Here is a 14,022-nt window from a genome sequence, read left to right as displayed (position 1 = left end):
CATGGTAGTTGGTGAAAGCTACGTACTTACGTTTCAAGAAGCCGATGGTGATGTTTTTGATGAATTGCGAGAGCGTATCTCTAACGCTAAAGGTCGTATTAGGTCTCAGGGTTCCGATTATTTAATGTATGCAATTTTAGATGCTGTTGTGGATAACTATATGTCGGTTATTGAAGATTTTGGTGATAGGATAGAGGATTTGGAGACAGATGTTTTTGCTTCGGAATCAAATGGAAGTACACCAAGTCAAATACAAGGGTTAAAACGAGAAATTCTAAAAATTAGACGGTCTATATTTCCGTTTAGGGAAATCATTAACCGTTTAGAAAAATCTGAATGTAAAATCATAGACATTAAAACCCGAAGCTACCTTAGAGATTTGTATGACCATACCATTCAGGTGAGTGAAACCATTGATTTGTATCGCGAAATGATATGGAGTATTATGGATATGTACATGACGCTTATTAGCAATAAGATGAACGAAGTTATGAAAGTGCTTACCATTATTGCTACTATCTTTATTCCGTTAACCTTTATAGCTGGTGTGTATGGTATGAATTTCAATAATATGCCAGAACTACATTACAAATATGGCTACTATGTTGTGTGGGCTGTTATGATTGTTCTGTTTATTTTAATGTTAATTTATTTTAGAAGAAAACGTTGGCTTTAACATAATTTGTGTTAAATATGTCTCTATTCAGTTAACATCTGTTAAAAACTATGGTAATTCGCTCACTGTTTGTAATTTAGAGGTAAATGTTGTTGGTATTATCCGCTTAGCTAACAGTAATTACTTATTCAAGTATTTTCCCCTTTTAAGCTTTATTTTACGTATTTAAAATCTCTAAACGTTAGAGTAGCTTTTTGTATTCACAAAGCTTTTAGTGTAATCATAAAACAATAAAATTATGTTACGTTGGACAATTGCCTTTATTATTATTGCGCTTATCGCTGGATTCTTAGGATTTGGTGGAATTGCAGGTGCATCAGCTGGAATAGCTAAAATATGTTTCTTTATCTTTTTAATACTCTTTGTAGTATCACTACTTAGAGGGCTTATGAAGAAAAGCTAATCAGTACCAAAACAATAAAACAATTAATAACCATTAAAAACCATATCATGAAAAAAATAGTTTTAGCATTAACATTAATGTTCGCATTATCTACAGTATTCACAAGCTGTAGAGAAAAGAAATCAGCAGACGAAACCGTAGAAGAAGCCATTGAGGATGTAGGAGACGAGGTAGAAGATGCTGTTGACGAAGTAACTGATGATAATTAATAACTAAATTGAATTCTCTTATGATCAGTTCAATTAAAGTCCTGCGTTATGCAGGACTTTTTTTGTACTTTTAAATAAAATTTAAGCAATACTAATGAGTTCGATTTCTAAAGACACTTTCGATTTTTTAAACAGATTAGAGCAAAACAATAATAGAGATTGGTTTAACGACCATAAAAAAGAATTTAAAACCATTGAAGCCAATACCAAAAAGGTGTACAACGAATTGTTTGAAGCTTTAAAAACACATGATGAAATTGACCGTCTTAAACTATTTCGCATTTATCGCGATGTGCGTTTTTCAAAAAACAAAACTCCTTACAAAACGCATTTTGGTGGATCATTTCATAGAAAAAAGCCTGAGCTACGTGGTGGTTATTATTTGCATATTGCACCAAACAACCAATCGTTTATTGCTACAGGATTTTGGGAACCTAATAAAGAAGACTTATTGCGTATTAGAAAAGAATTTGAGGCTGACGATACCGAAATTCGCGAAATCATAAACAACAAGTCATTTAAAGCAGTTTGGGGAGATTTTGTTGGCGACGAACTTAAAACTGCGCCTAAAGGCTTTGATAAAGAACATCCTGCAATAGACTTAATACGAAAAAAGCAATACATTTTCACCAAAAACTACACTGATAAAGAGGTGTTAAGCAATAATTTTATAGACGAAGTCAATATAGCTTTTAAAGCCATAAGACCCTATTTTGATTACATGAGCGATGTGTTAACAACCAACATAAATGGAGAGTCTATTATTTAAAAATAAATGTAAAAGGTAAGTATAGGTTTAGAAGAGTTCAGTAGTAAGTATTAGAGTTGTAAATTTTGTGTATAGTGCTCTTATTTCCATTCCCAATTAGATTCATTAATATAATCTAAATCAATGTCAGAAAATAGTTTCTTAAATTTTTCTTGTTCAGATATTGCTCGCTTAGGTATTATTAATGATAATTCGGATTTAAGTCTTAGAAAATAATGGTTTTTTAATTCAATTAGTTTGTCAAATTCTGAATCTTGTATTTTCGTTTGTGTTCCAAAATCAGAAGTCTCTATAAAATCAACTTCTTTATCAAAATTCAGTACTATTTTTTTTCCAATCCTATTTTTATAATTCTCTTTTATATGTTTTTCAAAGTGCTTTTTATATTTCCATTTAGAATATAAAGGATAAAATGAATACCAAAGAATGGCAAATGCAAAAAATGCTATTGCAGATGCACTTTTCGTTATGTATAAAATAAAAAAACCAAGAATGATATATAATATTGGGATTACAATTCTTGATTTATTTCTATTCTTTTTATGCAGTTCAGACTTAGAAGAAGCATAAAGTTGATATTCTAAAAAATCTACAAAGTTTAGTGTGTATTCTATCTTCATTATATATTATACTAACAGTTTAGGCTATGATTTAGTTGCTTGAATTGTAATTATGATTATACATTTTTATAACTAATTTTTTTAAGAATAGAATGTATCATAGGTTATAAAATTAATTTTATCCCCTTTCAAAATCTGATATTCAACCTCAAAATAACATACTTCTTCTAAACCCTCAAAATAGTCCGTTTTAGGTTTTTCTCCCCAGCTAATCACAAAATCAACAGAAGTATTGTTTTCGTCAATTTCATAAACTCTTATATTATAGTAAACAATATTTATAGGTTTATTTGTATTTACTAAATATTCTTTTGTTTCATCATTACTAATTCTACTTGACGCATATACTTTAAAAACACCATCATGTAATTCTTCACAATGAGATTTTAATTCTGAAATTAATTCTTGAGAGACTTTTTCAATAGGTATTTTGGAAAAAATCAAATCCTTAAGTTCTTTATTAAAATTGTTCATTTTCTCATTCTTAATTGTCAAAATTATCTACAAACTCAAGTTCAAATAAAAGGCAAACACCATCTGTTCCATCTAAAAATTTTATTCCAACAATGTTTTGATCACCAACTTGTTCGCCTTGTATTACAACTACAGGTAATTTTTCATTAGTTTCTTGATTGATATGATATGCTAATGCAGGAATTTTTATATCTAAGACTTTGTGTTCTTGTTCTATATTTTCGATTCTAAAAGTTGCACTCCCACTTTTTACATCTTCATCTGTAGCTAATCTTCCAGATACGTGCGGAATGTCCTTCCAGTTTTTCAAATCAACTGGATTTATTTTATTCAATTTGGTTACTTGGCTTTGTTCAGGAGCAACTCTCTTTTTTGTCTGATTACATCCAGTGGAAATCATGAAAATAAGTACGTAAAATATCTTATGTTTTATTGTATTCAAATTCACTTTCTCAAATATCAACTAACCTCAGTAATGGTATATGTGGTTCCGTTAAAGCTAATAACATCGCCTTTGGTTTTTCCCATCAAGAGTTCACCAATGGGTGAAGACTTAGAAATCACAAAAAAGCTATCATTGGCAAGTTCAACCTTACCAACGCTTACAGCAATAAAAAAAGAAGTGCTTGAGGTTTTCACTAAGCTGCCTAAAACCACATAGTCATTTACCGTTTTTGGGTTAATAAGTTTTAAGATGTCTAGCATTTTGGTAGCATCACTAAGGTACTGAGCATTTTTTTCTAAGTCGTTAAAAAGCTTTCCGTTACCTGAGTCGTCATCCTCATCATTGCTTTTGTCATTATTTTCAATAGACTCTTTTATGGTCTCTATCTCGTCTTTATAACTCGATATTCGCTTGTTAACGTAGCTAAAACAAGCGTCTAGTAATTCGTGTTTAATCATTATATAGCCTTAGCAATAGGATGCTGAAAAAGTTGAATATTATTTATAAAACCTTCTTTTACAATGTTCATCATGCGCTTGTTTAAAGCTGAAGAGTTTTGAATATAAATACGGTACTCTTCAATTGTAAACTGTCCTATAATCATACCCTTTAAGGAGTTTCTAAACTTCATATCCTTGTGTATGGCATTTTCTATATAGTCCAATTGTTTAGTATGCGACAAGTCGTAAAACACATTTTTGTGTTTTGAAACATAGTTTTTAAACACTTCAATAAACAAGTCACTTTGCAATTTTATTACTGGTCGTAAAGTGTTGTTTTGGAAGCGTTCATCGCTACTCATATTATCATGTACTAAAGCCGAAGAAATAACAGGACGAATCTGTTCTAATTGTGTAGATCTGTTTGACATGGAACTTTTGTTTTATTAAAAATATAAATTAAGACTCTGCATAAGAGTGTCTTTGAAATATGTTGTTAACTGCGTTATTAACAATATTGATTCTACTGATAATAATATAAGTCTTTGATATGGATTGTAATAAGCGGTATGCCTGCTTTTACGTATCTTTGAATGCATTTAAAAAAAGAGTTCAATAATGAAATTTGGAAGTGTTAGCAACCCTCAAGATATAGACTTTACCTTTCCTAACGACCACATAGATACACTAAGAGTACTAAACGCAGTAAAGGATGATAATTTTCCAAGCGTTTATGTAGGTTGCGCAAAATGGAATAGAGCAGACCTTAAAGGTTTTTACCCAAGAGGTACAAAAGATGAACTGGCGTATTATTCTACACAGTTTAACTCTATAGAGCTTAATGCAACATTCTATCGTATTTTTCCTGCGGAACAGTTTGAAACTTGGTATGAGAAAACACCTAAAAACTTTAAATTCTTTCCAAAACTAAATCAAGAAATTAGCCATTGGAAACGTTTAAACGAGGTTAAAACTGTTGTAGAAAACTATTTGTATAATGCGTCTAACTTAAAAGAGAAGTTAGGAACTATCTTTTTACAAATGCATAATAATTTTGCACCAAAAGATTTTGACCGAGTAGTTCATTTTGTTGAAAGTTGGCCTAAAGAAGTCCCTTTGGCTATTGAGTTTAGACACACCAATTGGTACAACGACGAAGTGGTGGCAAATCAATTATACGATTTGTTGGAATCCAATAATATTTCAAATGTAATTGTCGATACTGCTGGTCGTCGCGATCTTATGCACATGCGATTAACCAACGCTACAGCTTTTGTACGTTATGTAGGAGCCAACCATGAAAGCGATTACACACGATTAGACGATTGGGTAAAACGTCTCAACGAATGGAAATCACAAGGCATTAAGGAAATAGACTTTTTTGTGCATCAAAACATTGAAAAAGCATCCCCTTTATTATCAGCATATTTTATAAAACAATTAAACGCCACATTAGGAACCGATTTAGTCGTTCCGCAAATGGGTAATCAAAGTACAAACACATTATTTTAATAGATGAGATTTCACACACGCAAATGGGTTAAACCCGAAGACCTAAACCCAAACCAAACCTTATTTGGAGGACAGTTACTAGCTTGGATTGACGAAGAAGCCGCATTGTATACTATCATTCAGTTAGAAAACTCTAAAATTGTAACTAAATACATTTCTGAAATCAATTTTATGTCATCAGCAAAACAGGGTGATATTATCGAAATTGGTATCGAAGTCCTAAAATTTGGTAGAACTTCTTTAACAATGAAATGCGAAGTGCGTAACAAAATGACTAGAGAAACCATTTTAACGGTTGATAACATCATTATGGTAAACCTTGGTGAAGACGGTAAACCTGCTCCTCATGGTAAAACCAAAGTAGAGTTTGTAAAAGATAGGCTAGAAGAGTAGTGTTTACTCGTTAATAATCCCTGTTGTTAGTTCAAACAGTTCTAAGTCAAAATAAGGTACTGCTGCTAAAGCATGGTCAAAAATATCAGACATGATATACTCATAGTTTTGCCAGCGTTTATCACTACTAAAACAATAGATTTCTAATGGTAAACCTTGTGGTGTTGGCGCTAATTGGCGTACCATAATAAACATGTCTTTATTAATTGCCGAGTGACCTTCAATATACGATTGTAAATACTTTCTAAATACACCTAGGTTTGTTAAGTTTCTACCATTAATTAAAACCGATTTATCTGCTCCACGTTCTTCATTAGACTTTAAAATATCATTTTGACGCTGGTTTAGGTAGTCCGTAATCAATTGTATTTTTTTAAAACGTTCTATTTGCTCATCAGTAAGATAGCTAACGCTTTTTCCTTTTAGTAGTATAGAGCGCTTTATACGTCTACCACCTGAAGCTTGCATACCTCTCCAGTTTTTAAACGAATCAGAGATTAGTGCATAGGTTGGAATATTAGTGATGGTCATGTCAAAGTTCTGCACTTGTACAGTAGACAGGTTAATTTCAATCACATCACCATCAGCGCCATATTTTTCCATAGTAATCCAGTCACCAATACGTACAGTATCGTTTATGGCTACTTGTATACTAGCTACAAAACCTAAAATAGTATCCTTAAAAATTAAAAGCAATACTGCCGAAGCTGCTCCTAATGTGGTAAAGAACTTAATAAACGACAGGTTGATTAATATTGCAAGAATAGAAGCTACACCTATAATCCAAATAAACAGCATAGCTACTTGTATGTAGCTGTCAATAGGCTTGTCTTTTAGTCTTGGTAATGTTTTAAAGTATGATTCAAAAGTTTTTAATACACTTCTTATAATCCAGATGGTAAGTAAAATACCATACACCTTAAGAATCATTATGATGTATTTTTCAAAATGTGGAAAATCTTGAAAAACAATAGGAAACAAATTAATGGTAAGCACTAACGGAACAAGGTGTGCAATGCGTCTTGGTGCACGATGACTTACTAAAAGGTTGTCAAAATCGGTTTTAGTTCTTTCTGAAAAAGCAGTAGAAAACCGAATAATAATTCTGCGTGCTATTCTATCAGCAATAAACAAGAGTATTGATAATATAATCAATAAACATAACATGTTTAAATACTTCGCAGCAGTTTCTGAAACTCCAGAGGCTACAAAAAGATCATAAAAAAAGCACTGAATGTCTTGCATTACTTAGCAGTCTTTAAATATTTTTTTTCAATGTAAAAAGTACCAAATGGTATAATTGAAGCTACGAGTACTATTGCTGATGTTTTCTTGCTCCAGTTCATTTCACTTCCTACCATTATCGCTAGGATAATATAAGCAATAAATAATAAACCATGAGGCATACCCAATAGTTTTACATACTGTGGGTCGTCAGCAAGATACTTTATAGGAGTTGCAATAAATAATAATAAAATGTAAGAAAGCCCTTCTAAAAAGGCGACAATTCTAAAGGTGTTAAACAATGAAAACATAAGGTACTTTATTTTACTACAAAAGTACCTTATGTAAAGTGTTTTATCTAGTTTTTAACAATTTTTTTAACGTCTACAATGTGGTTGTTGGCATCAATAAACTTTGCTACATACACACCAGTTGATAAATTGTTTAAGGATAGGGAAGTACGACCATTATTAGTAACGGTAGTATCTAGTATTTGCTTACCATCTAAGCTATACAATGACAACTGTAAAGCACCACTAAAATTATGAGATACGTGTAATTCTTCTTTGAAAGGAACAGGATAAAGCTTAATACTACTAGTCTCAAATTCCTGTTCTTGAGTGTTAAGCGTTCCGTTAAAATACTGAGTAGCTAAATTGTAAGCTTCTATGCCAATTTTATTACCTATAATTCGTCCTCTAATATCATCAATAGGTGGATGAATTCCACCCCAAATACGAGACAAACTACATTGGTCTGATGCATCTTTATAGGTTGCCCACTGTAGCTCAATGTTTTGTGACGGACCTTCTTCGAACACTAAAAATTGGTTTTGGTCAGCATCAAAAATCCCCATTCCTCCAGGAAAATAAGCGTCACCAGTAAATAAAGTCAAAGTTTCTGCTGCAGCTCTTGAAAATGTGGAGTGACCAGATAAATACCCAGCAAATGGAGGAGATACAAAACTAGGTCTTTGATAGGGCCACCAACGTGTACCTAATATCCAATCTACATGTGCAATATCAGTTTCAGGATCACTAATATAATCAGGTCCTTTCCAAGCATATATTTTAATCTTTCCTACGTTCTCATCTCCCGAACCAGCTAGCGGATCTCCAGCTTCAATAAGTTCAATGCGTCCAGGTATTAATGGTAAGCCATGTGGATCGTAACTTGGTAACGACATATCACTACTTTGTCCTTTCCAAGCCATATAACGAATAGCAGATACTGGTCGTACATAGTCATAATAACCTTTAATTCCCCAAATATTTACTGCGCAATCGTGTACTGCACCACCAAGAGCTAAATAACTCTTTACATCCCATTCTAGGTCATCTACAATTGGGCCTACACCTCCTATACGTTTTTCTAATTCAGGATGGTCACTTACATAATTTAATATTGTAAACCAGTGTCCTGGTGGTGTTTCAGAGTCTGGTCCATCTGCCCAAAACTCAGCAAGTATACGTCCATAATCACCTCGTTTTACCATTTGTGGTGTATAGGGTAATCCTGTTGACGGATTTACGGTATATCCTGGGCTTGGGTCACCACCTTCCATAAAGTCATAAAATACTTTATATTCTTCAAAAGTAGTTGGTAAGCTTGCAAAATCAATATTACCTATAGATGCTGGTGATATATCAATTAGTGTTGGGTCGTCAGGGTCTAAATGAGAAGACCATGAAGCTACTAATGAAAAGTTCCATTTGTAAGGGTCATCAAATCCATCTTCATTAGAATTTTGAATATAAGCTGGTGGTCCTGGGTCGTTATATACATAACAATCAAAACCATCGTTTAAAATATCAAGATCGGTTGGTTTTAAGCAAAATGGTGTAACTGCTCCCCATTCAGGACTTAAAAACGAAGGTGTATCTACAGGATACACATTACCACTTTGGTCTATAAACGTGTCAAACGATAAAGGTTGCCAGCGGTTTGGGTCTTGCATATCGTTCATGTCATCATAATAACCAGACTGCATAATTAATGGTGTGTTGCTAGGTGTGTAATATACATTTGCATAGCCACCTTGCTCATTGGCACCATCTTGCAATCCAAAAGCTATAAGTTCTTGTGCTAAATAATTACCAAGTGCAGCATAAGAACCTGTTGAATAGTCAGTAGAAGTAAAGCTGCTATCATATCCTAAACTAGAAAAATGATCATCAAACAATTGTTGTGTTGTTCCTGGGTTAGGTGAATTGGCAAATCTATGGGTTAACAATCGGTACATAGCATAACTCATCATTTCATGGCGTGCAGCAGCAACGTCTGTTGGTGTTGTTATGCCATTAAAAGCACAGTTATAGCCACCAAAGACTTTTCCTAAAAATACTGTTTCAGCAGTAGTATCAAAAATAGCCCAAGAGTCATACATAGCTATTGAAGTATGAAATAAGTTACGAGCATGTACAGTAGGTCTTGCAAAATCTAGTCGTATAGCGCTAAGTAAAGTCTCGTTCCATTCTCTAGCAACAGATTCTTGAGCACGAGTTGTGCTAAATGATAATACAAAAACTAATAAGAGTAAAGTAATGTTCTTCATAAGCAAATACGTTAGGGTTTGGTAGTGAAAGTAAACCAAATGTAAAAAGTTTTTTAACAAAACCCTAACATTTAAGAAGAACTAACAAAAAAGACCGTTAAACTAATAACGGTCCTTTTATTAAATGGAATAATTAACGTGGTTAAGTTTTAATATGGTTTGAGCTATTAGTTGCTAGCCATAAGTGCAAAAAACTTATCAAGATTAGGTAAAATCACAATACGTGTTCTACGGTTTTTAGCTCTATTTTCTTTGGTGTCGTTAGCAGCAATAGGTTGGTAAAAACTTCTACCTGCAGCAATAAGCTTCTCAGGTGCAATATTAAAGTCGTTTTGTAATTTTTTTACTACCGATGTAGCACGCAATACACTTAAGTCCCAATTATCTTTTACCGATGCGTTTTGTACCATTGCTTTATCATCAGTATGTCCTTCAACCATAACGTCTAAGCTCTCTTCAGAGTTTATCACATCAGCAATCTGTTGTAAAATAGCATCAGCTTTATCGCTAACTTTATAACTTCCCGATTTAAATAACATCTTGTCCGAAATAGAAATCATCACTACAGTTTCTTCTATATTAATGGCAATATCATCACTTTCATCAATAGTATCTACCGAGTTTTTAAGGTTATAGGATATTGCAGCATTCATAGAGTCCTTTAAAGTTTTTGAACCCATTAAGTAAGCAGGAGGGACGCTCTTTAGTGTTTCGCGCATTTGCGCTTTAGTGTTTTCAGACATTACTACGCCATCTACATTCACTAGTTTAGAGTCGTTGTCTTTGGTAAGGGAGTTTATTTTTGAGTTATACTGGTCTACACGTGCTTGTATTGCTGCAAACTTTGCTTCCAGTTCTTCATTCTCTACTTTGGTTTTGGTCAGTTCGCTTTTTAGTTCGCCATTGTCTTGCTCTAGAGCTAAATATTTTTTCTTCGATACACAAGAAGCTAATACTAAAGCGCTAAAACAAATAATTGCTGTTTTTTTCATAATTGAATTGTTTATCGTTTTTGGTTTATATGTATATGTACGCACAAACTCAGGATATAGACTTTAGGCATCCCAATTTTATATTTTTATGAAGATAATTTGTGAGTCCTAGTGTACAAAAATTAGTTAACAAAAAAGCTGTTAATTGATTGATAAATATGAAGTTGATAAAAGGTGGGAAAATGAAAACCTGTTACTACAAATAGTTTTCGCGTAAGGCTTCGTCTTTAAGCGCCTTGGTGTTTGTTAAAAACTTGGTAAGTAAGTATAATGACAATGAATGACAAATAATAATCAATACTGTAAAGGTGGAGTCGAAATAAAGAAATTCATTAATAATACTTAGTGCTACTTGAAATAAAGAAAAAATACCTGAAGCTAACAGTATTGTACCTGTGTCATAGTAATCACTCAAATAAATTTTTCCAATAGGGAATAAAAATAAAAGCATACTTAGCTCACATAAAACAGCAAAATACACCTCTATACCATACACTTCAGTAATAATTAAATTAAAAACAGTATATAAAATGTAAACAACAAAAGCGATACTTATAAATACTGAAATAGTCATCGAAGCTCTTGTTTTTCCATATTTTACATAAGGCTTTAATACTAGTGCAGAGCATATTAAAAAAAATGTATTAAGTAACGAAATCCATAAAAGATAATCTTTAAAAGAAGTAAAGACCAACACATCAGAAACAAGAATACACAATAATGCAATTAAAAATAAGACCTTAAACTTCCGTTTAGTTTCATACATATATTTCCCTATTATACTTAATACAACAAGCGGCATAGTATATATTAAATCTTGCATTTCTGCAACTATACCAATAACAACCGACACAACAAGTAGCAATAAAAAAAGCAGGTCAAAAAGCTTCAACCTGCTTGCGAAATGTGTATGTTCGTTGGTGTTTTTCATTTACAAAACTACATGTACATAAATGTAGGAAAAATTTTATAAAATTACCTAACAATTACTTCTATTCATAGTCATTATAAATACGAAAACAGCAATTCTAAAGTTCTGTAATTCTGAATATAACATAACATTTATCTTTATTATAATACGTCTTGTCACCCTGAACCTGTCGAAGGGTAGAACTAGGTAGCAATCTGATAAGCATCATAATACGTCTATAAATATCACTGATTTGGTGGGAATATATACCGTTTTTTTCTTTAGCTTTGGAAGCCATAACTATTAACCTAATTATTTTATGAAAAAAACATTACCCTTTCTATTATTCTTATTGGCATTTAGTATAAATGCACAAGTCACATTAACTAACAATACTAACAATAGTAGTAACTGTGATTTCCCTAACACAAGTCCAATAGATACTTACTCTGTATCTGGTACAGTAAATGGCCGTAACGCATACGTATCAGACTATGTTTATGATTGTAGTGAAAATTCAAATCAAGCGTACTGTCTTAGCTATCTTCAATACAGAATAGAATGGACTGGAACCGAATGGGAACTCAGAGCATTTTTACTGTGTGACTGGGAATTGGGAGAAGCATGTGTGCCTGCTAGTGTTGCTTATGAAGGCGCTGTATATGCAACTAATGGTGCTAATACTTCATTACCACCAAATGGTGAGTGGGTTACTTCAGATTACCTTGCTGGATCTTATGATTGTAACTTCATTCTTTCAGGTGGTGAAGACCCAATTACGCTTTCTGGAACCTGCACAAACTTTACTGGAAATAGCCCTATAGATACATATAGCGTAACTGGTACATTAAATGGACGCAATTTATATACCGCCAGCCAGATAGTTGAGTGTGATCCAAACTACTCACAAGCAACATGTGTTACTAGATTTGAGTATAATATTTCTTGGTCAGGAACAGAGTGGCAATTAACAGGTACTTCTATCTGTATAATGGAACTTGGTGAAACTTGTATTTATTCAAATAATGGTACTACTTTAATGGCATCAAATTCAGCAAATACAACACTACCACCAAATGGAGCTTGGACAATTAATAATTATTGTGATACTATTACGCTTTCAGGTGGTGAAGATGCAGTTTTAAGCATTAACGATTTAGAAAAAAAGGATTCAATTGTTTCTGTGTACCCAAACCCAACATCTGGGGCTATTGCCATAGATTTTAAAGAAGCTGTTACTGATGCTACGTTAAGAGTATTTAATGTTAAAGGGCAAACCATTATTACAAAAACCATTACAGCATCTAATAGAGAAACCATAAACATCAGCCAACCTGCAGGTATTTATTTTTTAAATGTAACGTTGAGCAATGGCAGACAGTATTATGAAAAAATCATCAAAAACTGATGTTTTAAAACTATAACTAATGTTCTAAACATAAAGCTGTACCTAAAATGTGCAGCTTTTTTTTGTGAAAACAACATCTTTCCTCAATGTCATTGCGAGTGCAACTTTCCTCAATGTCATTGCGAACACAGTGAAGCAATCTTACACAGGTCTTGTCACCCTGAGCCTGTTCGAAGGGTCTTTATTTTATTTGCCCAATGTCACCCTGAGCCTGTCGAAGGGTAGAACAAACAACACTACTTAACCATCCCTTACAAAACAACAGCACCCAAATACGTACTCGTTGCACTTAACACCTTAGTAGCATTATTAAAAGTAGCCCAAAGCTGTAGCGTATGCCCTTGAAAATGCTCAGGAAACACAAGTTCACATTGACTAAGTTCCCTAAGACTACACTCAATAAAAAACTCAAAAGCCTCCAGTTGTGGTGCATAAGCTATAACAATAAGGCTATCGTTTGGGTAGGCTAAACCTTCGTTACTATTGTTTTGCCATGTTAATGAAAGTGTAGTAGGGTTGGAGTGGGTAACCACAGCATTACTGATACCACACAAGCCTCCCATACCAATCAGCACTTTAGAGTATAACAGCTCAAAACCTGTATCGGTAACAGTTATAGCCTCTTTAAGATGGTAGGACAAGGCATTGTTAAAAGGCGTTTTGCTACCTGTATTATCACCAAACGTAATGGAAAGCAACCCTTTAATAGGATTTAAAAAACGAAGCGCAAAACTAAACTTAGCACGTTGTTGCAGTTGAGCTGCACTTGGAGCCTTCTTGGACGCTGTTGGTACACTGCGCATTACTTGTTTACCACGCCATTGGCTGCCTACTACAGTACCAACCTTACCAGAAAAACTACCCAAAACACCATTGTTATACGTTCCCATAATAGTTGTATTTAAAACATTGACTATCACTAAAGTAGTAAAAAAAATGTAAAATATCGATAAAATGTATAAAAATACCGATGAAATACATTGTTTTAAAGAT

The 14,022-nt window shown here is 33.2% G+C and carries 18 protein-coding genes; 7 read left to right on the top strand and 11 right to left on the bottom strand.

Annotated elements, in window-relative coordinates; all coding sequences use genetic code 11:
* From corA to ACQ0RB_RS03375, 4 genes are all read left to right on the top strand, one after another.
* Window positions 1-676: magnesium/cobalt transporter CorA (gene corA / locus ACQ0RB_RS03390; RefSeq protein ID WP_430496485.1), on the top strand; the 676-nt coding region annotated here is incomplete at its 5' end.
* Between the two features lie 238 nt (window positions 677-914).
* On the top strand, window positions 915-1,079 hold the full coding sequence (locus tag ACQ0RB_RS03385; RefSeq protein WP_131506716.1) for a DUF1328 domain-containing protein: 165 nt from the start codon (window positions 915-917) through the stop codon (window positions 1,077-1,079).
* A gap of 47 nt (window positions 1,080-1,126) precedes the next feature.
* On the top strand, window positions 1,127-1,288 hold the full coding sequence (locus tag ACQ0RB_RS03380; RefSeq protein ID WP_165353676.1) for a hypothetical protein: 162 nt from the start codon (window positions 1,127-1,129) through the stop codon (window positions 1,286-1,288).
* A gap of 94 nt (window positions 1,289-1,382) precedes the next feature.
* Window positions 1,383-2,057, top strand: a complete 675-nt coding sequence (locus ACQ0RB_RS03375) for a DUF2461 domain-containing protein (protein WP_129760076.1) — start codon at window positions 1,383-1,385, stop codon at window positions 2,055-2,057.
* Window positions 2,058-2,137: 80 nt separating this feature from the next.
* Here the strand turns inward: ACQ0RB_RS03375 and ACQ0RB_RS03370 are convergent, their stop codons facing one another.
* The 5 genes from ACQ0RB_RS03370 to ACQ0RB_RS03350 form a co-directional block, all read right to left on the bottom strand.
* On the bottom strand, window positions 2,138-2,677 hold the full coding sequence (locus tag ACQ0RB_RS03370; RefSeq protein ID WP_430496482.1) for a YcxB family protein: 540 nt from the start codon (window positions 2,675-2,677) through the stop codon (window positions 2,138-2,140).
* 81 nt (window positions 2,678-2,758) lie between these two features.
* Window positions 2,759-3,151, bottom strand: coding sequence for a hypothetical protein (locus ACQ0RB_RS03365; protein ID WP_430496480.1), 393 nt, complete (start codon window positions 3,149-3,151; stop codon window positions 2,759-2,761).
* A gap of 10 nt (window positions 3,152-3,161) precedes the next feature.
* Entirely contained in the window at window positions 3,162-3,461 is a 300-nt protein-coding gene (locus tag ACQ0RB_RS03360; RefSeq protein ID WP_430496479.1) for a hypothetical protein, read from the bottom strand.
* Window positions 3,462-3,610: 149 nt separating this feature from the next.
* On the bottom strand, window positions 3,611-4,054 hold the full coding sequence (locus tag ACQ0RB_RS03355; protein WP_343798033.1) for a transcription elongation factor: 444 nt from the start codon (window positions 4,052-4,054) through the stop codon (window positions 3,611-3,613).
* Window positions 4,054-4,467: a glyoxalase gene (locus ACQ0RB_RS03350; RefSeq protein ID WP_131506711.1), complete on the bottom strand. Its 414-nt coding sequence runs from the start codon at window positions 4,465-4,467 to the stop codon at window positions 4,054-4,056. The genes ACQ0RB_RS03355 and ACQ0RB_RS03350 overlap by 1 nt, the downstream gene beginning before the upstream one ends.
* 187 nt (window positions 4,468-4,654) lie before the next feature.
* Here ACQ0RB_RS03350 and ACQ0RB_RS03345 point away from each other — a divergent pair, with 187 nt between their 5' ends.
* Both ACQ0RB_RS03345 and ACQ0RB_RS03340 read left to right on the top strand, forming a co-directional pair.
* On the top strand, window positions 4,655-5,548 hold the full coding sequence (locus tag ACQ0RB_RS03345; RefSeq protein WP_430496476.1) for a DUF72 domain-containing protein: 894 nt from the start codon (window positions 4,655-4,657) through the stop codon (window positions 5,546-5,548).
* 3 nt (window positions 5,549-5,551) lie between these two features.
* Window positions 5,552-5,941 (top strand): acyl-CoA thioesterase, encoded by a 390-nt coding sequence (locus ACQ0RB_RS03340; protein ID WP_131506709.1) that lies wholly within the window; start codon window positions 5,552-5,554, stop codon window positions 5,939-5,941.
* 3 nt (window positions 5,942-5,944) lie between these two features.
* Here the strand turns inward: ACQ0RB_RS03340 and ACQ0RB_RS03335 are convergent, their stop codons facing one another.
* From ACQ0RB_RS03335 to ACQ0RB_RS03315, 5 genes are all read right to left on the bottom strand, one after another.
* Window positions 5,945-7,186: a mechanosensitive ion channel family protein gene (locus tag ACQ0RB_RS03335; protein WP_430496474.1), complete on the bottom strand. Its 1,242-nt coding sequence runs from the start codon at window positions 7,184-7,186 to the stop codon at window positions 5,945-5,947.
* On the bottom strand, window positions 7,186-7,476 hold the full coding sequence (locus ACQ0RB_RS03330) for a DUF3817 domain-containing protein (protein ID WP_262732818.1): 291 nt from the start codon (window positions 7,474-7,476) through the stop codon (window positions 7,186-7,188). The genes ACQ0RB_RS03335 and ACQ0RB_RS03330 overlap by 1 nt, the downstream gene beginning before the upstream one ends.
* Before the next feature lie 47 nt (window positions 7,477-7,523).
* Window positions 7,524-9,719 (bottom strand): DUF6851 domain-containing protein, encoded by a 2,196-nt coding sequence (locus ACQ0RB_RS03325; protein WP_430496471.1) that lies wholly within the window; start codon window positions 9,717-9,719, stop codon window positions 7,524-7,526.
* A 167-nt stretch (window positions 9,720-9,886) separates the two neighbouring features.
* Window positions 9,887-10,711: an OmpA/MotB family protein gene (locus ACQ0RB_RS03320; protein ID WP_129760067.1), complete on the bottom strand. Its 825-nt coding sequence runs from the start codon at window positions 10,709-10,711 to the stop codon at window positions 9,887-9,889.
* 196 nt (window positions 10,712-10,907) lie between these two features.
* On the bottom strand, window positions 10,908-11,642 hold the full coding sequence (locus ACQ0RB_RS03315; RefSeq protein ID WP_335975942.1) for a hypothetical protein: 735 nt from the start codon (window positions 11,640-11,642) through the stop codon (window positions 10,908-10,910).
* Between the two features lie 298 nt (window positions 11,643-11,940).
* Between ACQ0RB_RS03315 and ACQ0RB_RS03310 the strand changes: the two genes are divergently transcribed.
* Window positions 11,941-13,029, top strand: a complete 1,089-nt coding sequence (locus tag ACQ0RB_RS03310) for a T9SS type A sorting domain-containing protein (RefSeq protein WP_430496469.1) — start codon at window positions 11,941-11,943, stop codon at window positions 13,027-13,029.
* Between the two features lie 251 nt (window positions 13,030-13,280).
* Here ACQ0RB_RS03310 and ACQ0RB_RS03305 read toward each other — a convergent pair whose 3' ends face one another.
* The gene (locus ACQ0RB_RS03305; protein WP_131506677.1) at window positions 13,281-13,919 is read right to left on the bottom strand and encodes a DUF6266 family protein; all 639 of its coding nucleotides are present in this window, start codon (window positions 13,917-13,919) and stop codon (window positions 13,281-13,283) included.
* Window positions 13,920-14,022 lie beyond the last annotated feature (103 nt).

It is taken from the genome of Gaetbulibacter sp. PBL-D1 (genome assembly GCF_050509525.1).
Lineage (GTDB): Bacteria > Bacteroidota > Bacteroidia > Flavobacteriales > Flavobacteriaceae > Gaetbulibacter_B > Gaetbulibacter_B jejuensis.
This window is presented reverse-complemented; position numbering and strand designations above follow the sequence as displayed.